The following is a 23,974-nucleotide window of genomic DNA, read 5'->3' as shown; positions in this document are numbered from 1 at the left end:
ATTTCTCCGCCTTTCTTTCTGTAGGTTTCTGGTATCTCTCGTAAGGACTTCTGAAAACGCGGCCGCGTTTCCTTTCTGTAAACCGGGGAGTTCTTTTCCATGATATCAAAAAAGACTTTTATTGACAGCCAAACGGTTATCAATAAAAGTCTTGCACATTTCATAAGTATGCGGATAAATGTTACTTTATCGTTCTGACGCAATCTTATCCAGTCCCGGGACTGGAAGCTACTCCCTCTTACGATTGAGAATACTATATCATAATTCAACTGGATTGTCAAGAAAATATCACATGGTTCACGGCCCTTTCGATACCGCTCACGGCCTGCACTTCGTAACAGTTCAGACGGCTCATCTTCTGGACTGTTACTACAATTCCGATCCTGCTTCCGGATCATTATAGGATACATAGACATACATGGCATCCTCTCCCTCATATCTGTAAATTTCAATGGCGAACATCCCTTCATAGATATAGCTGCTCTGCCCCTGCTTCGCTATATCCCGGGCTTCCTCCATAATTTCGCCTGTTTTCCTGTCTTCCAAGGCGATTCCGCTGCTCTCTTCCGTTGCAGTCAAAAAACGTTCCAGAAATTCAAGAGAGGCTTCGCCGCTGTTAAGCCGGGAAATATAATCATGAAGTTCCCCGGTAGCAGTATCATAATTCACATCCACATACTGGTAACTATATTCGCCCTCCGCCGTCTCAGCCCCGGAATCCGTCAGATAAAAGCTTCTGATGCTTTCATAATACGAGGTGTCCTCGTAGAGATAATTGTCCGTATAAAATTCATCAGAATCAAGACTGTATCCAAAACCGGAACTCTCCGCGGCCTTCAGCATCTGCTCACTCACATATGCACCATCCGCCGGAAAATGGTAGAATCCCAGACACCGCTCACCGGCCTCCATTACCTCCTCATCGCTCAGCTCTGTAAAGTCTGATTCATAATTGTAGCTATATGCCTCTGTCGTTTCCACGGATCCCCTGATGGAATCGCGCAGAAGGCCCCCTACATTTACAAACGCTATCACGGCAACTGCAGCAAGGCCAGTCACCGCCGTAATCAGTACGGTTTTACCCGTGTGATTCTTCGTGCCCTCCGGCTTCACACTTCCGGTACCTGCCGGGCTCCTGTAGGATCCATTCAGTCCGCCGCTTCGCTGTGGCGCCTGTCCCGGCTGCCTTATCTGGCCCATCTGTGCCGGCCGTCCTGTCTGGACCGCCGTTCCCTGCGTCCGGCTTCCATGAAAGGTTCCTGCGCCTGATGACGGATTCTGCCCCGGCCTGCCCGGAACCGTTCCGCCTGGAGTATTTCCGCCTGGAGTATTTCTGCCCGGAGTATCTTTTCCCGGAACCGACCCGGCAGGACGGCTGCTTTCCCCGTGATGATCCGCCTCCAGATACGGATTATGGAAGTCACACTCCGCTTCATGCACCGGATGTCTCTCATTCAGGTAATAATCTACATTCTGCGTATATGGCTTCCTGATAACCCTTCTGCAGCGCGGACAGTAATTTCCTGCATTTACAGGCAGATCACAAACCGGACACATCTTTTTTATCATCGCTCGTACCCCCTCTTTCTCCGTCGTATCGAAAAGCGCCTGATGCCTTATCCCAGAACAAGATGAGCCACTGCGATCTCATCATCCTCCCGGAAGCCCTGAGCACAGACCAGAATATTATACACATACTGGCTGTCAAGTCCGGTCGTCTCCGTGATTCTCTCGATGTTGTATCCCTGCAGAGACAGCTCCATAACACGGTGTACATCCTCCGCCGTCTTCTTTAGCAGTTCATCGTGATTGGGCTGAAGCATCGCTCCATCCGCCTGTAAATCCTCTTCGGTGATAAAATCCTCCAGGGATAATTCTTTCTCCCCTTCCTCGCGCTTATAATACGCTTCCGACAGCTCCCAGTCGTCCTCACGGGTTTTCTTTTCTTCTGACATCATTTCCCTCCGTTTAAAACAGGGAGTGCTGCAGATAGTCCCAGCGCTTTGCTAAGGCCATCTGCAGCACCCCCCATTATGTAGCATCTTATCTCTTATTCTTTAAGAAATCCGGAATATTGATCTGAACTTCTCTGTTTACGGTTGGTCTGTATGGCTGTCCGGCACCCTGGGAAGCACCTGGTGCACCGGCCTGTCCGCCATAATTCGGCTTGTTATAGTTTGGATTGTATCCCTGGTTTCCATAGTTCGGGCTGCCGTAATTCGGGTTATAATTCGGATTGTAAGCAGGTGCGGTTGCCGCTGCCTCCTGATTCGGGTTAGGATTCTGGTTCTGAGCAGGCTGAGCCGCCGGTTTCTGCGGTCTCGTATAGCCGGATGCACTGCCGCCGAAGCTTGTCATAACCTTGCCGACAGGGGTTTCACTTCCCATATCAAGGCCGGTGGCAATCACGGTAATGCTGGCTTCGTCCTGAGCTGTCTCGTCATACATGGCGCCGAAGATGATGTTCGCGTCATCTCCCGCCATCTCCTGAACGTAGCTGGCCGCTTCATTGGCCTCGATCAGGCTGATATCGCCGGAGATATTGATGATAACGTGAGAGGCGCCTTCGATGGTGGTCTCTAACAGCGGGCTGGATACGGCCTGCTTCACGGCATCGAGAGCCTTCTCGTCGCCCTTCGCCTTACCGATACCGATATGTGCGATGCCCTTGTCCGTCATGACGGTCTGAACATCGGCGAAATCCAGGTTGATGAGACCCGGAACATTGATTAAGTCTGTAATGCCCTGCACTGCCTGCTGAAGGACTTCATCCGCCTTCTTCAGCGCATCCGGCATGGTGGTACGCCTGTCCACAATCTCAAGCAGACGGTCATTGGGAATCACAATTAAGGTATCCACGCTCTCTTTTAAGCGCTCGATACCTGCAATCGCATTCGACATACGCGTCTTTGCCTCAAAGCGGAACGGCTTTGTGACAACGCCTACTGTCAGAATCCCCATATCTTTTGCAATCTTGGCAACAACGGGAGCCGCACCGGTTCCTGTGCCGCCGCCCATACCGCAGGTGACGAACACCATGTCCGCCCCTTTCATGGCCTGAGCCAGCTCTTCTGAACTCTCCTCAGCGGCTTTCTCACCGATCTCAGGCTTCGCGCCTGCGCCAAGCCCCTTTGTCAGTTTTTCTCCGATCTGCATGGCTGTCGGGGCCTTGCAGAACTGAAGAGCCTGCTTGTCTGTATTAATTCCGATGAATTCCACACCGGCGATACTCTCATCAATCATACGGTTTACGGCGTTATTTCCGGCACCGCCCACACCGATTACCAGAATTCTTGCCGCATTATCCGCCTCATTTATCTTAATCTCTAACAAGATTATATCCTCCTTTAACCATAAACAGCTTACTCTATAGACCTATCTAATATAATATTTGATTTTACCGAAAATATCAACCACTTTTTCAACAAAATTATAAGTTATGATTGGAAATTTTATTTATTTTTTACAAACCGGTACGATGTGGCCGTCTCAGCCTCGTCATAGGTGTCCAGATACAGAGTCCCCGAAAGGCCGGCCAGCACGGGGAGCTGATCCTTCAGTTCGGAAATCTTTCCGCTCATCTGGTCGTTGCTGCCGAGATAGACGGTAATGTCACCCAGGATCAGGCTTGCATTGCCATGAGTGTCATACTGGATCCTGTCCACCGTGATCTCATGAGTCGACAGCAGCTGAGTCAGATTCAGGATTTCATCGAAAATCTTATTATTTTCCACGGGGAGGGGCTGGTGCAGGGCGATATGGCCGTACTTCAGTCCTGTTATCCATGGGATTCCCGGAAGCTTATTGCTGGAGCTCTCCACGATAATACCGTCCTTATCGAAATACATATAGCTTCCCATATAGGAAACGTATCCGACAACACTCTTTTCGTAAACGATGACTTCCACTTTTGTCGGGCTCTGGAATACGATTTTATAATCTTCTACGAACGGAATCTGCTCATGTTCCTTAAAATGATCTTTGTAAAAGCAGTAAATCGTATTCCGGTCCCACTTATCCTTAAACAGCAGACCGCGCAGTTCATCGGCGGTCACCTGTTTATTACCCGTTACTGTAATCTCTGTAATCCGGATGGACATTAAGATTACCGCCAGTAGGACGATAACCGCCGCCGCAATCCCGATTACGATTTTTCGTTTGCTTTTTTCTGGTCTTATCATTCCATTCCTCTAATCACAGCACCAAGGCTCCTTAAGTCCCGGCAGATATCTTCATACCCCCGCTCGATATGACTGCAGTCTGTAATCCGCGTCACACCCCGCGAGGCCAGGCCCGCAACCACCAGTGCGGCGCCGCCGCGCAAATCCCTGGCAGCCACCTCCGCCCCTGTTAAGGGGTACAGCCCGTGGATATCGGCCCTGTTATCCTCTATTATAATATCTGCGCCGAGTTTCTGCAATTCTTTTACAGTGCCAAATCTTCCCTCAAATACAGTTTCTTCCAACCGGCCTTCCCCTTCAGCGACGGACATCACCGCCATCATCGGAGACTGTAAATCCGTTGGAAAGCCGGGATACGGGCTGGTCACTACATGATACCCCGACGGACGGCCCACCATGGCTGCAGAAATCCGGTCATCGTATCTCTTGACCTCTGCCCCCATCTCCTCTGCACAGCGCAGCACCGCTTCCATGTGAGCCGGCCGGATTCCCGTCAGAGTCACATTTCCCTCTGCGGCCATGACCGCAAGAAGATAAGTACCGGCCACAATCCTGTCGCCGGTTACGGTAAATATGGAGTCATGGAGGCCGGCCCCCCCTTCAATGACCAGGTTCGAACTTCCCACTCCATGAATCCGGGCACCCATACCAATTAAAAACAGGCAGAGTTCTTCAATCTCAGGTTCCCGTGCGGCACCGTGGATCACGGTAACGCCCTCCGCCAGCACGGCGGCCATCAGCGCGTTCTCTGTTGCTCCCACACTCGGAAACGGAAAATGGATATCGGCTCCCGTCAGCTGTCCCGTAACAGCCTTTAATTCCTCTCCGTCCTTTTCGATTATAGCTCCCATCGCGTCAAGCGCCGCCAGATGTAAGTCAATCGGCCGTTCCCCGATGGAGCAGCCCCCGGGAAAGCTGGTAACGGCTCTCTTCATCCGTCCTAACAGCGGCCCTGAAACAATGATCGAGGAGCGCATACTCTTCACAAACTTTTTCGGTATTTCCGTCTCTGTAACTACGGATGCATCAATCTTCAGCCGGTTTCCTTCCAAACGGCATTTACAGCCGATACTGTCAAGTATCCCCAGCATACAGAACACATCCTGTATCCTGGGGACATTTTCTATTACTGTCGTGCCTTTATGAAGAATAGCCGCCGCCATCATGGGCAGAACGGCATTCTTGGAACCCTGGATCTTTATCTCACCTTCTAAGGGCGTAAGCCCCTGGACTTCTATGACCGACAATCCGATACCTCCCGTGGCTTCTTATATACTATCCTATGTAAAAAGCGGGAAAAAGGTTATCACATTCCGCCGAATAAAATGAGGGGGACTTTCACCTTTCCAGACGTATCTGATTGGAAACGCTCAAAACCATCCCCATTTCCATCATCAGGAACAAAACCGACGTGCCTCCGTAACTGATGAAGGGAAGCGTGATTCCCGTGTTGGGAATGGTATTGGTCACAACGGCGATATTTAAGATAACCTGAATCGCAATGTGGCCCATGACACCTACGACCAGCAGAGCACCGAATAAATCCGGCGCGTTGTCTGCAATCAGCATGAACCGGTAGATCATGAACAGGAAGATCAGAATCACCGACACGGCTCCGAAGAGTCCCAGTTCCTCACAGATGATGGAGAATATCATATCGTTCTGCGCCTCAGGTACGAATCCCATCTTCTGGATGCTCTCCCCTAAGCCTCTCCCCACCAGTCCGCCGGAACCGATGGCATATAATCCCTGAAGCACCTGATAACCGCCGGTGGAAGGGTATTTCTCCGGCTCCAGCCAGACGAAGATACGGCTAAGCTGGTATTCCTTCAAAAGACCGATCTTTTCCAGGGCCGTCGCAATGGGGCCGGCAAATGCCAGCACCCCCACGCCTGCAAACCCGCAGGCAAAAAACGGCCATTTTTTCTTACATGCCACAAACAGCATGACAAACGCGATTCCTGCAATGATAATACCGGAACTTAAGTTGTTGGCCGCTACAATTCCGGCGATGGGCAGCGTGGTGACGATTACCAGCACCACGCCCCTCTTTTCGTTGATGTTCTTGCCCATCTGTACAATCATGGATGCCAGCATGACGATCAGGGCGATCTTTACAAACTCGGTCGGCTGGATTGAGGCACCGCCCACTCCGAGCCACCGTTTCTTACCGTTTCTCTCGATACCGAACAGTGCCGTGGCAATCATCAGCACATAGGAAAGAACATAGGCCAGAACGGCAAATCTTGCATACCAGTGGTAATCCATCTTGGAGATAATCAGCATGATGACAAAGCCGGCCAGGGCGATCTTTGCCTGTCTCATCATAAAATAGGCCGCATCATCATACTTTATCTGGGCAGCGTAGGAGCTGGAACTGTATATCATAACCAGACCGAACACGGTCAAAAATATCACCGTAAACAGCAGGCTGTAATCATAAAAACGGCGCGGTTTGTTTTTCTTCTTATTAGGCCTGTTTTCCGCCATCTCATTCCTCCTCGCCAAAACTTTAATGAGCGATCACCGCATCCTGCTACAGATTACGCACACACTCCTTGAAAATGTCGCCCCGCTCTTCATAATCTTTAAACATGCCCCAGCTGGCGCAGGCGGGTGACAACAGCACGTATTCTCCGGCATTCGCATAGGATGCACAAACTCTGACCGCCTCCTGCATGTCTTCCGCATACATGACATTGGTAAAGCCATGTCTGGCGGCGCACTCGGCGATTTTCTCTCTCGTCTGGCCTAAGAGGACCATGTATCTCACCTTTTTGCCGAACGATCTGATCCATTCGTCATACTCGGAATTCTTATCGTAGCCTCCCGCAATCAAAATCGTGGGACCCGGCATGGCATTTACCGCCTGGATCGCCGCGTCTGGATTCGTTCCCTTGGAGTCATTATAGTACTTTACGCCCGCCTTCTCCGCTACGAACTCGATCCGGTGTTCCACTGCCTTAAAATCCCGGATCACGCTCTGTATGGTCTCCAGCGGAACGCCCAGTTCCATGGCTATAGCGGCTGCGGCCATGACGTTCTCGTGGTTGTGGCGGCCCAGCAGGTTCATATCATGGATATTGATAATCTCCATGCGCACGCCGTCGTGGTTACGTATGATCATGTCGCCATCCAGACAGATTCCCTCAGGAAGCAGTTCCCTGCTGCTGAAATAGATGACTCTCGGTGCAATGGTCTCCCCGAACCGGCGCAGGACCGGATCATCGTAATTGAGGATGCAGGCATCCTCCTTTGTCTGATTCTCTGCAATGCGTTCTTTTACGTTTATGTAACAGTCCATCGTCTTGTGGCGGTTTAAATGATCCGGCGTAATATTCAGGATCGCGCTCACATCCGGTCTGAAATCCGTGATGGTTTCCAGCTGAAAGCTGCTGATCTCCGCTACCGTATAAGACTGGTCCGTGGTGCGGAGTGCAGTGGAGGTGTACGGCGTTCCGATATTTCCTACTACAAACACCTCTTTATAGTATGCACTCAGGATCTCTCCCACCAGAGATGTCGTGGTCGTCTTTCCGTTTGTCCCCGTTATGGCAGCCAGCTTTCCCTTTGCATCGTGGTAAGCGAGCTGAATCTCGCTCCATACCGGTATCTCACACGCCTTAAGCACTTCGACAAACGGTGCGTCAAGCGGGATTCCGGGACTGATGACACAGAGGCCCACGTCCTTTAATGACTCTTTTTTCAGTTCCCCAAGGAGCACTTCTATTGCCTCGTCCTCTTTAAACTGCCCCCGGACCGCCTCCGCATCAAGCGCCTCATTGCTGTCGTAGAGAATCACTTCGTGTTCTGTATCGAGCGCCATTTTCGAAGCGGCAATACCGCTCTTTCCGCTCCCTGCAACTAATATTTTCTGACTCATAGGTTACTCTCCTTCTTTACAGTCCAAGGTATGCCAGCAGGCAGAGAATCGCCGTCACAATCGAAAAAACAGCTACAACTCTGGTCTCAGACCAGCCGCACATCTCAAAATGATGATGGATCGGCGCCATCTTAAAAAATCTCTTTCCGCCTGTTTTTCTGAAATACGTAATTTGTATAATATCTGACAGAACCTCCACCAGATAGATAAATCCAATGATCGCGATAAAAATCGGCATCTGCATCATATACGCGCTGGATGCCACAAACCCGCCGAGCGCCAGGGAACCGGTATCTCCCATAAACACTCTGGCCGGATAGACGTTAAACAGCAGAAATCCCAGTAAGCTTCCTACGACCGCGCCTGTAATCGGGCTGATCCCGGCCTTCTCTCCCAAAGCCACCACCGTTAAGAAGGTCGCCACCAGAATCGTCACGCTGGTACAGAGTCCGTCGAGTCCGTCTGTAAAGTTCACGCCGTTGTCGGTTCCCAGCACAATAAAGAACAGGACCGGCACAAAGAAGATCCCGAGGTCCAGATAGAGACCGTGTTCAAAACCGCCGGTAAACGGTATCAGCATACTCGTTCCCACTGCCTTCGAGTTCAGAAGATAGTATGCAAAGACGCCTGTGATGATAAACTGGCCGATTATCTTCTGCAAAGGCTTAAGCCCTTCGGAGCGTTTCATAACGATCTTGATATAATCATCCAGAAAACCCACAATACCAAAACCAACGGTCATGAACAGAATCGGAATGATCTTCGGATAATCCTTCACGTAGAACAGAGAAGTAATGATGATGCTGGTCAGGATAATCAGGCCGCCCATCGTGGGAGTACCCTGCTTTTTCAAATGGCTTTCCGGTCCCTCTTCCCGGACCTGCTGGCCAAATTTTAATCTGTGAAGAAATGGTATTACTATGGGGCACAGTATCGCGCTTATGGCAAACGCTATGATAATCGCCAGTATCGTCTCGTTAATCATGTCACACCTCAATATTTTATGTATTCGTACTTTTAAAACAGCAGTCAGTCCCCTCGCTTCGTTCAGCAAAATGGGGCACAGTTAGTAGTATACGTCTTTTTTCCTGAATAATCAACTATAGAATCGAAACGAGGAAACAGTTTTTTCCTCTGTTGCTTCAATTCCCAGATAAGGCAGAATATTCTTAAAAATGTCGGCAATGACAGGCGCCGCAATGGTTCCGCCGTAGTAGATTCCCTGTGGTTCATCGATGGTAATCAGAGCGATTACGGACGGATTATCCGCCGGTGCAAAACCAATAAAAGAAGAAATGTATTTCTTTAGGCTTCTCGGAAGTTTTTCCGATGTAGCCGTTTTTCCGCCTATGCGGTACCCCTCCAGATACGCCTTTTTTCCGCTTCCCTCAGAGACGACCTTTTCCAGAATATAACGCATGGTTTCGCTCGTCTCCGCCGAAACGATTCCCTCCTTCACCGGATAGGTAAAGTTGTGAATCACCTCGCCGTCCGCGCTGACCGCCTGGACGCCAAAATGAGGCGTAACCCGGGTGCCTCCGTTTACGATGGCCGAGGCCGTGGTAATCAGCTGCATGGGAGTAATCTGAAACGACTGGCCGAAGGAAACCGTGGCAAGCTCCACCAGCCCCATGTTCTCCTTCTTGTGCATGATCGTTGCGGCCTCACCGGGCAGATCGATTCCCGTCTTTCCCTTCAGGCCGAACTGTTCAAAATACTTATAGTAATTGTCCACGCCCAGCCGCTGCCCCACATCGATTAAAACCGGGTTGCAGGAATTCATCATCCCCTGCAGAAAGGTCTCGGAACCGTGGCCCCCCACTTTGTGACACCGGATCTTTCTGTCTTCCACAATCCGGAACCCCGGACAGGAGAAATGGTCTTCCAGATTCACCACTCCCGCTTCCAGGCCCGCTGCAGCCGTCACGATCTTAAACGTGGATCCCGGCTCGTAAGTATCGTTGATGCAGGGGTTTCTCCACATCTGGTTTAACAGCTCCTGTTTCTCCTTGGCACTCACATTTCCCGGGTCCTCCGGAAGCGTAAACGGATCATTTAAGTTAAATTCCGGAGTGCTCACCATAGCCATGATCTCCCCGTTCTGCGGATTCATGACGATGACGGAGACCCGCTTTGCGCCCTTTTTCTCCATCACCTGGTACGCCGCCTGCTCGCAGTACTTCTGGATGTTCACATCAAGACTTACGTGTAAATCCTGTCCGGCGATGGGTTCGATCCGGTCCTCTGCTGCGTTTTCAATCTCGATGCCTGCCGCGTCGGACATGGTTAAGATCTTCCCGTTCATCCCCTTTAAATAATCCTCGTACTTAACCTCCAGCCCGATGATCCCCTGGTTATCTCCTCCCGTGAACCCCAGCACCTTGGAGGCCAGGCTGTCGTATGGATAGTACCGTTTGTAATCCTCATCCACCTTCACCCCCGCCAAGTGGTACGTTCTGATCTGATCGCCCAGGGCTTTGTCCACATTGGTCTTAATAATCTCCCTGGAACTGTACTTTTCCACCTTTTTTCTGACAGCATCTTCCTCGATTCCCAGTTCTTTGCTTAAAACCGACACCACCTGATCCGGCTCTTCGATCTGATTGTGGATGACCGAAATGGTGCAGACTGTCCTGTTGGTGGCGATGACGGTTCCATTGGCATCAATGATGTTGCCTCTGGCCGCTTTGATCGTTCTCTCTCTTTCATGCAAGTCCTCCGCCATGGCGCTGTAATGGGCGGACTGAAATATCATAAGAAAAAACAGCCGCCCCATTAGACCTGTCATGGCAAGAAATAACAGGAAAAACAGGATGGCTATCTTCTCTCTGTGATGTGTTTTATTAGAATTCATACGCTGCTCCACCGTCATCATTGTTACAGTATATGAAATTCCTGCACTTTTATTCTCCCTTTGTCTCCGTTTCGGAAGCTTCTGCGGACGAGGAGCTGGTCTGAGGCAGCCGCACCGGATTCGTCTGTCCCGGCAGCGCGCCCGGAAGGCCGTAGCCTGCCTCTTCGCTTGGACCGATTACCGCTTCCTCGGAAGGATCGAGAGCCTCCGGCGGAATCGTCTCTCCATTTTCCAGTGTTCCCGCTTCTGTGCTCTCCTCCGTGGATTCTTCTGAAGAGCCTTCTGTGGAGCTGGTGATTCCCTCTTCGGATGGCAGTTCTGCCTGCCCGCCCTCCGGAAGTGACGGCGTAATATCCGTATCCGGGAATATATTTAAATAAGGAAGAATCTCTGTCATAATCTTCTGAAAGATTCCGCTGGCATACGTACTGTGAGCCTGTTCCTCCACATGCGGCTCATCCACGACCACATATACAAGGACCTGGGGATTATCGGCAGGTGCATAGCCGCAGAAGGATACGACATAGTTTGTCTTGTCACGCCCTACCTTCTCAGCAGTTCCTGTTTTACCTGCGATTTTATAACCTTCCACTCTGGCGGCAGAGCCGGTACCGCCCTGGGCGTTTACCGTCTTATAGAGAGCCTCGTTAATAAACTTTGTGGTGGATTCCGAAACAGTCTCACGAACCAGTACCGGATCCATCTTTTTCACAATCGATCCCTGTTCATTTAAAATCTGTTTCACCACATGGGGTTCATAATACGATCCGCCGTTGATGACCGAACAGTAGGCTGCCGCCATCTGAATCATGGAGCAGTTAAAGTTCTGCCCGAAGGCGTTGGTTGCAAGAGATGCCGGATCAGCGGTCTCCGCAGTATACATAAGAGCCTTGTTGTCCGCCTCGCCTGGAAGATCGATACCGGTCTTGGAGCCGAAGCCAAACTGCTGCTGGTATTTGTAGAATTTCTGCTTTCCCACCTTCTGGGCGATCTGCATCATAACGACATTACACGACTTCATCAGACCCTGCTCCACTGTTAAATCGCCGTGACCGTACCGGTTCACACAGCTGATGGGCCAGCCTCCGATCTCCAGCTTACCGTTACACGTATACGTCTCATTGCCGGTGATAGCGCCTTCCTCCAGCGCCGCCGCCACCGTAAAGATCTTGGCAGTGGACCCCGGCTCAAACCCGTCGCTGATACAGAAATTACGCCACGTCTGATTCCACGCCACCTGCTTTCCGAGGGACATGATCTCATCGTTGGAGTAGTGGGCGTAAACGTTGTCCTCTGTCAGAGGTTCCGCGTCCTTATTTTTTCTGCGGTAATCGTCGATAGCCTCCTGAATGCCCAGCTGCTTCACCACATCGTCCGTGTACTCCGGACGGAGCTGTCTGGGATTGTTTAAATCGAAAGACTTATCGTTGGCCATAGCCAGGACCTCACCATTATTGGGATCCATGACGATAACCCCCACCCGTTTGCTTCCGACTTCCTGTTCCCATTCCGTAATATACTTCTCAACAATCTTCTGAACGTTGGTATCAATCGTGGATACGACCGTATTGCCGTTGGACGCCGGTTTGATGACCCGCTCCAGATTGGAATCGTCATTTAAATAGCCGTACTCCCTGCCGTTGGTTCCCATCAGCGTGGAGTTGTAGTACTGCTCGATCCCGCCGCTTCCGTCCATGCCGTCGTCTCTGGCAAAACCGATCACATTGCAGCCCACAGAATTGTAGGGATAGATTCTCTTATATTCATCTTCAAACCAGATTCCGCGAATGCCCTTTCCGTCTCCGGCCTTCTTGAACTCATCTCTCTTCTGGTCCTTATACTTCTCAAAATTTTCTTTCTGATCGTAAGTCAGCTGTTTGGCATAGCGGATATAGTATTTGTCCTTTTTCTCATTGATCAGATTCATCATCTCCGTCCGGTCGTAACCGAAGCAGTCCACCAGGGCGCTTACCGATGCCTCTAAGTAGGCATCCGGGTCCGACATAATCTGCTTGGGATCCAGAATCAGATTATACACCTTCTCACTCGTCGCCAGATACGTTCCGTTGCGGTCCAGAATATCGCCCCGCCGGAACGGAATGGTACGGCTGTCATACTCCTGCTGTGACAGAACGATCTGGTTAAAATCATCCTTTTTGTTGGTCATCAAATCGTATAAGACCATAACCAATGCAAACAAAGCCAGCGTAACTACCAAGACGGTAATCGCCAGCTTTTCCTGCATGTATCTTGGAAATATCTTCGTTTTTCTATTTTTATGCTTAGTGTTTCGGGATGTCTTCATTCTGCCTTACATACTCACTTTCCGTCTTATCATACTGAAGAATCTGATTTTTATTGGCGTAGACCATGCCAAGTTCCTCTGTGGCAACTTTGTATACATGGTCCAAATCAACGGAAGTATTAATGTTCGTCTGCAGGGCATCGTTCTCAGTCTTTAACATCTCCAGCTCCGCTTCCAGGTTCTCGATCGTATGAATCCGCGTCGTGATGGAAGACTGAAGATGCAGATAATTCACACACAAATAGAGCGTACAGACTGCTGCGATGGTCAGCATAATTACATAAGGCAAATCCATCTGTAAGGCTTTTTCACGGTTCCGTCTGACTTTATGGTTTACAGCCGGACGGCGTACTTCATCTGGTGAACGTCTTACCGGTACGCGCTCAGGTTCCAGCTTACGGACAGCATTTCCCTGTACGTAGGCAGCACTACGGTAAGAATGCACATTCTTTCTAGCAGCCATGCTCTTTTCCTCCCTTTTTAAATCCGCTCAAATACTCGAAGCTTCGAACTCTTCGATCTCTTGTTCCCGTTAATCTCTTCTTCTGACGGTACAACAGGTTTTCTGGTGATTACCCGGCCTTTGCTGACTTTGCCGCAGACACATACTGGAAAATCCGGCGGACAGGTACAGGGATTCTCATTATTACGGAAGCGAATCTTTACGATTCTGTCTTCCAGCGAATGGAAGGTGATAACAGCCAGCCTTCCACCCGGGTTCAATAAGTCGATCATCGTATCAATAGAATTATTTAAAACCTCCAGTTCCTGATTCAGTTCGATCCGGATCGCCTGGAACGTCTTCTTTGAAGGATGACCGCCCACCGCACGAACCTTTGCGGGAACCGCTTCCTTAATAATCTCTGTTAATTCTCCTGTAGTCTCAATCCGTTTTGTCTCTCTGGCCCTCACGATATGTTTTGCGATATTCTTAGCAAACTTGTCCTCTCCGTAGTCACGGATTATTCTGTATAAATCAAATTCACTGTACGTATTCACGATATCGGCGGCCGTCCGTGTATTTCTCTGATCCATCCTCATATCCAGCGGAGCGTCCTCCTCCCGGTACGTAAATCCCCGTTCCGGTGTGTCCAGCTGGTAGGAGGAAACTCCAAGATCCAGATAAATGCCGTCTGCCTTTTCGATCCCTAAATCCTTTAGTACCGATTGTATCTCTTCGTAATTGCTTCTCACGATCGTAACTCTGTCTTCATAGTCACGAAGCCGCTCTGATGCCGCCGCGATGGCGTCCGCATCCTGGTCAATTCCGATTAATCTTCCGTATTCCCCGAGGCGTCTGCATACTTCCAGAGCATGTCCTCCGCCCCCAAGCGTTCCATCCACATAAATTCCATCTGGTTTTACATTCAGGCTGTCAATGGTTTCGTAAAGCAGCACTGACTTGTGTTCAAACATCATATTCCAAGTCCTTCCATATTCTCAGCGATTTCTTCCATATCATCATATGTATTGGCTGCTGTCCACGCATCCTTGCTCCAGATTTCAATGCGGCTTCCTACACCCACAAGCACTGCATCCTTTTCGATACCCGCGAACTCACGGAGCACAGCCGGAAGGAGAATCCTTCCCTGCTTGTCCACTTCACAGGAAGATGCACCGGCCAGAAAGAATCTGTTAAACTTTCTGGCGTTTGTGTTGGTCAGCGGCAGGCTTTTTAATTTTTCTTCAAGGGCTTTCCACTCTTCGTTGTCATACACAAATAAACAGCCATCCAAGCCCTTCGTCACGACGAACTCTTCACCAAGCTGTTCTCTGAACTTCGATGGGACGATCAGACGCCCTTTTGCATCGACTGTATGATTGTATTCGCCCATGAACATACTAATCACCTGCTTGTACATCGGAGAGAGAGTTTACACCACTCTTCCTCCATTCTCTACCACTTTGTACCACTTTCCACCACTTGTAGATTAATTTTAGTACATTTGTAAGGAAATAGCAAGGTAATTTTCTAAAAAACACAAAAAAAATAAGACGATAACGTATGATTACGTTACCGCCTTAAAACAAACCCTATTTTTAATAACCGGCTACTATATATTGTTCTATCAGTTGATCCAGCTCCACACTTCTTTTATAGACAGTGCCGCTGTCCTGCTCGGTGTCAATACTTCTGTTTAATTTATCTCTTGCCTCTTCGATCTTGCAGATCAGCTCTTCTTTTGATATCATATCAGTCTTCTCCTTTGCTCTTTAATCGTATCTGTCTGTGTTTCCAGATGAGCACCAAAGCTGATATCACTACTAATACCAATGACAATGCCTGGGATACAGCAATTCCCGTGTTAAAGAATATAAGCTGGTCCGTTCTGAGCCCTTCGATCCAGACTCTCCCCAGACCATATCCCAGCAGGTAAATAAGAAGCATTTCCCCATTAAACTTCTTACGTTTGCGATACCACAGCATGAATGCCAATACCCCCAGGTTCCAGACTGATTCATATAGAAAGGTCGGATGTACCTGTATATATTCGACACCGTCCTTCACAATCAGATGGTTTAACAGATCCTGGGATATCATGCTTTCGTTGACCAGCGCTCTTCTGATTCTCATGGCAAAAAGGCTGTCCGTATATCCGCCAAACGCCTCACAGTTAAAGAAGTTTCCCCATCTTCCTATAATCTGTCCGGTTATCAGTCCAAGGCAGCCGCTGTCAGCCATTGAAAAGAAAGAAAGCTTTTTCTTTCTGGTATAGACAGTCAGCGTAATGACCGCGGCAATTACCCCACCGTATATAGCCAGTCCGCCTGCCCTTAAGTTAAAGATCTGAATCAGGTTGTCCCTGTAATTCTCCCAGTCAAAAATGACGTAATAGATACGAGCTCCTATAATAGAAAAGATAATTCCATACAGGGCAAAATCCAGATATATATCAGGGTCCTGTCCCCTCCTTTTCGCGTCGCTCGTCGCAACCCAGAGACCAGCCAGTATTCCAATCCCAATGATAATCCCGTAAAACGCTATGCGGAATCCAAATATCGAGATACTGTTCTGCAAATGGTCGATGGTAATCCCCAAATGCACAAAACTAATATCTGCCGTATTTGCCATTGTTTTCTCCTTTCATGTTTTCTTTATTTTACCCCGTGATATGCCAAAAATCAAACAGATTCGCCCGACATATTCGACCATAATTCGACAAAATCAGGAGCAAGTTCAGTTTGACTCTTTTATTTTTATGGATAATATGCTATTCTATATTAGTTACAGAAAAAAATCAACCTAAAAAACATAGTTATTATGTCATTTTGAGTCCGATCTCTGAAATGTGGATGGAATCAATAGATAATAAAATTACAGGAAGGTAATGAATTATGAAATTAGGAATTATTGGACTGCCGAATGTAGGTAAAAGCACACTCTTCAACTCTCTTACAAAGGCCGGCGCGGAATCGGCCAACTATCCGTTCTGTACGATTGATCCAAACGTAGGCGTAGTTCCCGTGCCGGATGAGCGCCTGGGAAAGCTGGCCGCTCTCTATGACTCAGCAAAAATCACTCCCGCGGTCATCGAATTTGTGGACATCGCGGGACTCGTAAAAGGCGCTTCCAAGGGCGAAGGTCTGGGAAACCAGTTTCTTTCCAACATCAGAGAAGTGGACGCCATTGTACACGTTGTCCGCTGCTTCGAGGATGGCAACGTCATCCACGTGGATGGCAGTGTGGATCCGTTAAGAGATATTGATACCATCGATTTAGAGCTGATCTTCTCCGATCTGGAGATTCTGGAGAGACGAATCTCCAAGACGGCAAAGAGCGCTTTTAACGATAAATCTCTGGCAAAAGAGCTGGAGATCTTAAAGGCGGTGAAGGCTCACTTAGAAGATGGCAAGCTGGCCCGCAGCATGGAATTTGATGATGACGATGCACAGGAATTCGTTGCCTCCTTAAATCTTCTCACTTACAAGCCGGTCATCTTCGCCGCCAACGTAAGCGAAGACGACCTGGCCGACGACGGTGCATCCAATGAATACGTAAAGCAGGTCCGCGGCTTCGCGGCGGGGAACGGCAGTGAAGTGTTCGTTATCTGTGCCCAGATTGAGCAGGAAATCGCCGAACTGGAGGAGGACGAGCGCAAGATGTTCTTAGAGGACTTAGGCCTTACCGAATCCGGCCTCGAAAAACTGATCGCCGCCAGCTATCATCTCCTGGGCCTCATCAGCTATTTAACGGCAGGCCCAACAGAGACGAGAGCATGGACCATCAAAGTGGGAACCAAGGCCCCCCAGGCCGCCGGCAAGATCCACTCCGATTTCGAGCGCGGCTTCATCAAAGCCGAGGTAGTCAACTACCAGGATCTCCTCGACTGCGGCACTTATACAGCGGCTAAGGAAAAGGGCCTTGTCCGAATGGAAGGAAAAGAGTATGTGGTAAAAGACGGGGATGTTGTACTCTTCCGATTCAACGTATAACCAGCCACTGCATTCATAGCAATTACCGTGAAATAAAAGCCGGAAATCCTGCAGCTAAAGATTTCCGGCTTTTATTTTTTCTCCCAGTCTCCTGTGTTCTCCCCCGTCCAACTTCATCACATTTACTCCAGCAGCGTATACCCCATCAGGTTCTCATCGACCTCCTTCGCCGCCTCTCTTCCTTCCCGGATCGCCCAGACCACCAGCGACTGCCCTCTCCGCATATCCCCTGCGGTAAACACCCGCTCCACATTCGTCTTATATCTTCCTGCCTCTGTCTCCACATTCGTTCCTGCATTCAGCTTCACGCCGAAGGCATCCGCCACATAACTCTGGCACCCTGAAAATCCCGCGGCAATCAGTACCAGATCAGCAGCTGCCTCCTTCTCGCTTCCGGCCACCGGTTCCATCGTGATCCGGCCCGTCTTCTCATCCTTTTTCGGTTCCAGCGAAAGAAGCACGGCTTTTGCCACTTTTCCGTTTTTATCCTTTACAAACTCCTTCACCGTCGTCTGATACAGCCTGGGATCGGAGCCAAACACGGCGATGGCTTCCTCCTGACCGTAATCCGTCTTCGTCACCCGCGGCCATTCCGGCCAGCTGTTGTCAGGCGTCCTCTTCTCAGGAAGCTTCGGCATCATTTCCAGCTGAAGAACCGACGCACAGCCGTGGCGGATGACGGTCCCCACACAGTCATTCCCCGTATCACCGCCTCCGATGACAATCACATGCTTTCCCTTCGCCGGCAGATACGACTTATCCTGCATATTGGAATTCAGAAGACTCTTCGTCGTGGATTTGAGAAAATCCACCGCAAAATAAATTCCCTCCGAGTCTCTTCCCGGCACCTTAATATCGCGGGGATTGGACGCACCGCAGGCCAGGATCACGCGGTCAAAATCCTTTAAGATATCCTTTGTCTTGTGGTTCTTTCCCACATCGGCTCCTGTGACAAACGAGATTCCCTCCTCCTTCATCACCTCCACCTTCCGGTCAATCACCCATTTTTCCAGCTTCATATTGGGGATTCCATACATCAGCAGACCACCGATGCGGTCTTCCCGCTCGAACACCGTCACACTGTGGCCCCGCTTATTTAACTGGTCCGCCGCAGCCAGACCGGCCGGTCCGGAGCCGATGACGGCCACCGTTTTCCCGGTCCTGATCTTCGGCGGCTTCGGGCCGGCGATACCCGTCTCATAAGCACGCCGTATAATGGCTCCCTCATTCTCCTTAATCGCCACCGGAGTTCCGTTTAACCCGCAGGTGCAGGCCGCTTCACAAGGAGCGGGACACACCCGGGAGGTAAACTCCGGAAAGCTGTTGGTCTTTTTTAAACGGTTATACGCCTGGTCCCACGTCCCCGTATAGACCAGATCGTTCCATTCCGGGATCAGATTGTTCAGGGGACAGCCGGAAACCATTCCCTTTATCATCACTCCCGACTGGCAGAACGGCACGCCGCAGTCCATGCAGCGGGCTCCCTGGCATCTCTGCTCCTTCTCCGAAAGTGGAAGGTGGAATTCATCGTAATTCTTAATCCGGCTTTTGGGGTCTGCCGCCCTTCCTGTCATTCTGTCATATTCTAAAAATCCTGTTGGCTTTCCCATGTTTTTCCTCCTCACTTCTTCGTATTTGCATAAAATGCCTCGATCTGCGCCTGCTCACTGCTTAAGCCCTTCTCCTCCATCTGGACGATGGTATTCATCATCCGGCGGTAATCGTGAGGCATAATCTTCTTAAATTTCGGAAGATACTCTCCAAAGCTGTCGAGAATCTCTTTTCCTCTTGCAGAATTGGTGTAAGCCACATGCTCTTTTATCATTTCCTTCAGCTCCAGAACATCGTACTTATTGGTAACCTCCTCAAAGGAAACCATCTCCTTGTTCAGCCGCTTATACAAATCCCTTTTTTCATCCAGAACATAGGCAATTCCGCCGCTCATACCGGCCGCAAAATTCTTGCCTGTCGATCCCAGCACAACGACACGGCCGCCTGTCATATACTCGCATCCGTGGTCTCCCACGCCTTCCACCACCGCGGTGGCGCCGGAATTGCGTACACAGAACCGCTCGCCTGCCACTCCGCAGATAAACGCCTTTCCGCTGGTTGCCCCGTATAGAGCCACGTTGCCGATAATGATGTTTTCCTCCGCCCGAAAGGTCACACCCTTAGGCGGATAGACGATCAGTTTTCCTCCGGATAAGCCCTTGCCGAAGTAATCATTGCTGTCTCCCACCAGCTCCAGTGTCAGCCCCTTCGGAATAAACGCACCAAAGCTCTGGCCGCCGCTTCCCGTACAGTTCACGGTATACGTATCTTCCGGAAGTCCTTCGGGATACAGCCTCGTAATCTCAGATCCGAACATGGTTCCCAATGCACGGTCCGTGTTGGAAACGTCGATCTGAATGCTCTTCTTCTGCCCGTTGATCAGTGCCGGTCTCAGCTTCTTCAAAAGGATTTTTTCATCAATCGTCTTCTCCAGTTCAAAGCTGTAGACTGATTTGTGGTTGTAACCGGCCAGTTTTTGGCCCGCGTACGGATTTCCCAGTATAGCGGACAGATCTACCTTATCCGCCCGTTTGGAGGAAATATGCTCCTTCTTCTTCAGCAGATCGGTGCGTCCCACCAGTTCATCCACCGTACGGATTCCCAGCTTAGCCATATACTCCCGCAGTTCCTGGGCAATGAAATACATAAAATTGACCACGTATTCCGGTTTTCCCTTAAAACGCTTCCGAAGCTCCGGATTCTGCGTTGCAATGCCCACCGGACATGTGTCCAGGTTGCAGACACGCATCATCACGCATCCCATGGTTACGAGCGGTGCTGTCGCAAACCCAAACTCCTCGGCGCCCAGCATGCAGGCAATCGCCACATCGCGGCCTGTCATCAGCTTGCCGTCGGTCTCCAGAATCACTTTATCGCGCAGACCATTCATGATCAGAGTCTGATGCGCTTCCGCCACTCCCAGCTCCCATGGAAGTCCTGCATTGTAAATGGAGTTTCTCGGAGCCGCTCCCGTGCCTCCGTCAAAAGAGGAAATCAGGATCACCTGTGCCCCCGCTTTGGCGACACCCGCCGCCACGGTTCCAACCCCCGCTTCCGATACCAGCTTCACCGAGATTCTGGCCTCGGTGTTGGAATTCTTTAAATCGTAGATCAGCTGCGCCAGATCCTCGATGGAGTAGATATCGTGATGCGGCGGCGGAGAGATCAGTCCCACTCCCGTTGTGGAATGTCTCGTCTTTGCCACCCACGGATACACCTTGCCGCCCGGAAGCTGGCCGCCCTCGCCGGGCTTCGCCCCCTGGGCCATCTTGATCTGGATCTCTTTTGCGCTGACTAAATAGCGGGAGGTCACACCGAACCGTCCGGAAGCCACCTGTTTGATTGCAGAACACCGGTTCAGCCCGTCGGCGCCCACCGTCAGACGCTCCAGGCTCTCTCCGCCTTCGCCGCTGTTGGATTTCCCATGAATCCTGTTCATGGCGATGGCCAGGGTCTCATGGGCTTCTCCGGAGATGGAGCCGTAGGACATGGCGCCGGTTTTAAACCGCTTCACAATGGATTCCACGCTTTCCACCTCATCGATGGGAACGGCCTTCTGCTTCGTATAATCGAAGTCGATCAGGCTCCTTAGATTCACCGTCTGGCCTTCTTCATTCAGTGCGTGCGTGTACTGTTTAAACGTCTCGTAGCTTCCCGTTCTGGCCGCCTCCTGAAGCAAATGAATGGTAAGCGGATTGTAGAGATGTTCCTCCTGACCTGCCCTCGCCTTATGGCTTCCGACGCTCTCCAGCGTCAGATCCACATCAAGCCCCAGAGGATCAAAAGCCATGGAATGGAGTGTATCCACATCATTGGCGATATCGTCCAGCGTAATGCCGCCAACGCGGCTCACTGTATCAGTAAAATACTTTTCCACCACACTCTTTGAAATGCCGATGGCCTCAAAGATCTGCGCCCCCTGATACGACTGGATCGTGGAAATGCCCATTTTCGACGCAATCTTAACAATTCCATGGAGTACTGCGTTATTATAATCTTCCACCGCGGCGTAATAGTCCTTTTCCAGCATTCCGCTTTCAATCAGAGCCCGGATCGATTCCTGCGCCAGATACGGATTGACCGCGCAGGCCCCGTATCCTAAAAGGGCGGCGAAATGGTGTACCTCTCTGGGCTCTCCGCTCTCCAGAATCAGCGCCACAGAGGTACGTTTCTTCGTCTTCACCAGATGCTGCTGCAGGGCGGATACCGCCAGAAGCGACGGAATCGGCACGTGATTCTCATCGATATCCCGATCGGAGAGAATGATAATATTCGCCCCATCCCGGTGTGCCCGGTCGACCTCCAGGAACAGTCTGTCAATCGCTTTTTCCAGGGATGTGTTCTTATAATAGGTGATCGGAATGACTTCCGTCTGGAAACCCGGCCGCTTCATGTATTTGATCTTCATTAAGTCCGTGCATGTCAAAATCGGGTTGCTGACCTTCAGAATCTTACAGTTTTCCGCCGTTTCCTCCAGAATATTCCCCTCTTCGCCAACGTATACCGCAGTCGACGTCACAATCTCTTCCCGGATAGAGTCAATCGGCGGATTCGTCACCTGCGCAAACATCTGCTTAAAGTAGTTAAACAGCGGCTGATGCTTTCTGCTCAGCACTGCCAGCGGACTGTCGGCTCCCATGGCAGATACCGCCTCTGCTCCGTTTAAGGCCATGGGAAGAATCATGGTCTTGTATTCCTCGTAGGTATAGCCATAGGCTTTCTGAAGTCTGGAGCGCCGTTCCGCACTCATATCCGGAACCCCCTTGTTGGGGATCGGCAGATCCTTCAGCTCGATTAAATTGGAATCCAGCCATTCGCCGTAAGGCTGCCTCGACGCATACGTCTCCTTCAGCTCGCTGTCGGACACCAGACAGCCCTTAACGGTGTCGATCAGAAGCATTTTTCCGGGACGGAGGCGCTCCTTTCTGACCACATGGTTCTGTTCAATGTCGATGGCACCCACCTCTGAGGCCAGGATCATCTGATCATCATCTGTAATGTAGTATCTGGACGGCCGAAGCCCGTTTCTGTCCAGAACCGCACCGACGAGATCACCGTCGGAAAATACGATGGAGGCCGGTCCGTCCCACGGTTCCATCATGGTTGCGTAGTAGCTGTAAAAATCCTTGATCTCCTGAGGCATGGATTTATCGTGGGCCCAGGGGGCCGGGATCGTCACCATAACGGCCAGGGGAAGCTCCATGCCGCTCATCACCATGAATTCCAGGGCGTTATCCAGCATGGCGGAATCAGAGCCCTCCTGATTGATGATCGGGAGCACCTTGTGCATATCGTACTTAAAGTACTTCGATTCCATGGTTTCTTCCCGCGCCATCATCTTATCCACATTGCCGCGGATGGTGTTGATTTCACCGTTGTGGACGATGAGGCGGTTGGGATGCGCCCTCATCCAGCTTGGATTCGTGTTGGTGCTGAACCGGGAGTGAACCACGGCAATGGCTGACTCATAATCCTTATCCTGTAAATCAGGGAAAAACCTGCGCAGCTCCTTTACCAGAAACATTCCCTTGTATACAATCGTACGGCTGCTCAGCGATACCACGTATGTATTGTCGTTGCTCTGTTCAAATACACGCCGTGATACGTAAAGCTTCCGGTCAAAGTCCAGTCCTTTCTCCGTGTCGGCCGGTTTCTTTACAAAGCCCTGGGCAATATACGGCATGCAGTCCACTGCTCTTTTGCCGATCAGCTCCGGATGCGTCTCCACATCTCTCCAGCCTGAAAACTCCAGACCTTCCTTGCTTACAATAATCTCAAACATCTTCTTTGCCTGGTTTCTGGCAAGCTCATCCTGGGGAAAGAAAAACATGCCGACTCCGTACTCTCTCTCGCCTCCGATTTCGATGCCGAGAGATTTCGTGACCTTCTTAAAAAATTTGTGCGAAATCTGAAGCATGATGCCGACTCCGTCGCCCGTCTTTCCCTCCGCGTCCTTCCCTGCACGGTGCTCTAAATTCTCGACGATATGAAGGGCCTGCTCCACCGTTTTGTGACTCTTTATGCCTTTCATGTTGGCAACCGCACCGATTCCGCAGTTGTCATGCTCAAAGCGGGAATCGTATAAATCCGGCACTTTTTTTTCTGTGGGAGATTTTGAATTCTTAACCATAATTTCATCCTTTCTGGCTGTACTTTTTAACAGGGGTACCAAGCAGCGGCAGATTTTTTGTCGAAGCACAAGGCGGCCCGCCGCAGGGCGGTCCTGCTCGGATGGCTTTTTGATACCACAGGAGTAATTTCCTGTG

General features: G+C 50.4%; 18 protein-coding genes. 1 reads left to right on the top strand and 17 read right to left on the bottom strand.

Translation table 11 applies throughout. The features are described from left to right. Positions 1-369 precede the first annotated feature (369 nt). The 15 genes from NE473_RS03350 to lgt form a co-directional block, all read right to left on the bottom strand. Positions 370-1,569: a hypothetical protein gene (locus NE473_RS03350; RefSeq protein ID WP_055650008.1), complete on the bottom strand. Its 1,200-nt coding sequence runs from the start codon at positions 1,567-1,569 to the stop codon at positions 370-372. Between the two features lie 47 nt (positions 1,570-1,616). Continuing rightward, positions 1,617-1,958 carry a hypothetical protein gene (locus NE473_RS03345; protein ID WP_006775872.1) on the bottom strand — a complete coding sequence of 114 codons (342 nt, stop codon included), beginning with the start codon at positions 1,956-1,958 and terminating at the stop codon, positions 1,617-1,619. 85 nt (positions 1,959-2,043) lie between these two features. Next, complete coding sequence (gene ftsZ / locus NE473_RS03340) at positions 2,044-3,333, bottom strand: cell division protein FtsZ (RefSeq protein ID WP_006775871.1); 1,290 nt, start codon at positions 3,331-3,333, stop codon at positions 2,044-2,046. A 119-nt stretch (positions 3,334-3,452) separates the two neighbouring features. Next, a complete protein-coding gene (locus NE473_RS03335; RefSeq protein ID WP_055650007.1) occupies positions 3,453-4,181 on the bottom strand; it encodes a cell division protein FtsQ/DivIB in 729 nt (242 codons plus the stop codon). Continuing rightward, positions 4,178-5,428: a UDP-N-acetylglucosamine 1-carboxyvinyltransferase gene (murA, locus tag NE473_RS03330; protein ID WP_055650006.1), complete on the bottom strand. Its 1,251-nt coding sequence runs from the start codon at positions 5,426-5,428 to the stop codon at positions 4,178-4,180. The genes NE473_RS03335 and murA overlap by 4 nt, the downstream gene beginning before the upstream one ends. A 91-nt stretch (positions 5,429-5,519) precedes the next feature. Continuing rightward, positions 5,520-6,671, bottom strand: coding sequence for an FtsW/RodA/SpoVE family cell cycle protein (locus NE473_RS03325; protein WP_006775867.1), 1,152 nt, complete (start codon positions 6,669-6,671; stop codon positions 5,520-5,522). 46 nt (positions 6,672-6,717) lie between these two features. Beyond that, the gene (murD, locus tag NE473_RS03320) at positions 6,718-8,064 is read right to left on the bottom strand and encodes a UDP-N-acetylmuramoyl-L-alanine--D-glutamate ligase (RefSeq protein ID WP_022033215.1); all 1,347 of its coding nucleotides are present in this window, start codon (positions 8,062-8,064) and stop codon (positions 6,718-6,720) included. Between the two features lie 16 nt (positions 8,065-8,080). Continuing rightward, a complete protein-coding gene (gene mraY, locus NE473_RS03315; protein ID WP_022033216.1) occupies positions 8,081-9,049 on the bottom strand; it encodes a phospho-N-acetylmuramoyl-pentapeptide-transferase in 969 nt (322 codons plus the stop codon). A 111-nt stretch (positions 9,050-9,160) separates the two neighbouring features. Next, positions 9,161-10,918, bottom strand: coding sequence for a peptidoglycan D,D-transpeptidase FtsI family protein (locus NE473_RS03310; protein ID WP_055650092.1), 1,758 nt, complete (start codon positions 10,916-10,918; stop codon positions 9,161-9,163). Positions 10,919-10,967: 49 nt separating this feature from the next. Continuing rightward, a complete protein-coding gene (locus NE473_RS03305; protein WP_055650005.1) occupies positions 10,968-13,223 on the bottom strand; it encodes a peptidoglycan D,D-transpeptidase FtsI family protein in 2,256 nt (751 codons plus the stop codon). Continuing rightward, positions 13,201-13,686 (bottom strand): septum formation initiator family protein, encoded by a 486-nt coding sequence (locus NE473_RS03300; protein WP_006775860.1) that lies wholly within the window; start codon positions 13,684-13,686, stop codon positions 13,201-13,203. The genes NE473_RS03305 and NE473_RS03300 overlap by 23 nt, the downstream gene beginning before the upstream one ends. Positions 13,687-13,703: 17 nt before the next feature. Next, a complete protein-coding gene (gene rsmH, locus NE473_RS03295) occupies positions 13,704-14,642 on the bottom strand; it encodes a 16S rRNA (cytosine(1402)-N(4))-methyltransferase RsmH (protein ID WP_022033219.1) in 939 nt (312 codons plus the stop codon). After that, on the bottom strand, positions 14,639-15,064 hold the full coding sequence (gene mraZ / locus NE473_RS03290) for a division/cell wall cluster transcriptional repressor MraZ (RefSeq protein WP_002603390.1): 426 nt from the start codon (positions 15,062-15,064) through the stop codon (positions 14,639-14,641). Before mraZ ends, rsmH begins: the two co-directional genes overlap by 4 nt. A 199-nt stretch (positions 15,065-15,263) precedes the next feature. Further along, positions 15,264-15,416 (bottom strand): aspartyl-phosphate phosphatase Spo0E family protein, encoded by a 153-nt coding sequence (locus tag NE473_RS03285; protein WP_006775856.1) that lies wholly within the window; start codon positions 15,414-15,416, stop codon positions 15,264-15,266. A gap of 1 nt (position 15,417) precedes the next feature. Next, complete coding sequence (gene lgt / locus NE473_RS03280; protein WP_006775855.1) at positions 15,418-16,296, bottom strand: prolipoprotein diacylglyceryl transferase; 879 nt, start codon at positions 16,294-16,296, stop codon at positions 15,418-15,420. Positions 16,297-16,559: 263 nt separating this feature from the next. Here lgt and ychF point away from each other — a divergent pair, with 263 nt between their 5' ends. Then, complete coding sequence (ychF, locus tag NE473_RS03275; protein WP_006773707.1) at positions 16,560-17,657, top strand: redox-regulated ATPase YchF; 1,098 nt, start codon at positions 16,560-16,562, stop codon at positions 17,655-17,657. A 122-nt stretch (positions 17,658-17,779) separates the two neighbouring features. On the opposite strand, the gene NE473_RS03270 is transcribed toward ychF, so the two are convergent. Continuing rightward, on the bottom strand, positions 17,780-19,267 hold the full coding sequence (locus NE473_RS03270; RefSeq protein ID WP_055650004.1) for a glutamate synthase subunit beta: 1,488 nt from the start codon (positions 19,265-19,267) through the stop codon (positions 17,780-17,782). An 11-nt stretch (positions 19,268-19,278) separates the two neighbouring features. Then, entirely contained in the window at positions 19,279-23,838 is a 4,560-nt protein-coding gene (gene gltB, locus NE473_RS03265; RefSeq protein ID WP_055650003.1) for a glutamate synthase large subunit, read from the bottom strand. Between the last annotated feature and the right edge of the window lie 136 nt (positions 23,839-23,974).

Source organism: Hungatella sp. SL.1.14 (genome assembly GCF_024460495.1).
In the GTDB taxonomy this organism is placed as follows: domain Bacteria; phylum Bacillota; class Clostridia; order Lachnospirales; family Lachnospiraceae; genus Hungatella; species Hungatella hathewayi.
Note: the sequence above shows the minus strand (reverse complement) of the source record. Positions and strands in the feature narration are given on the sequence as shown.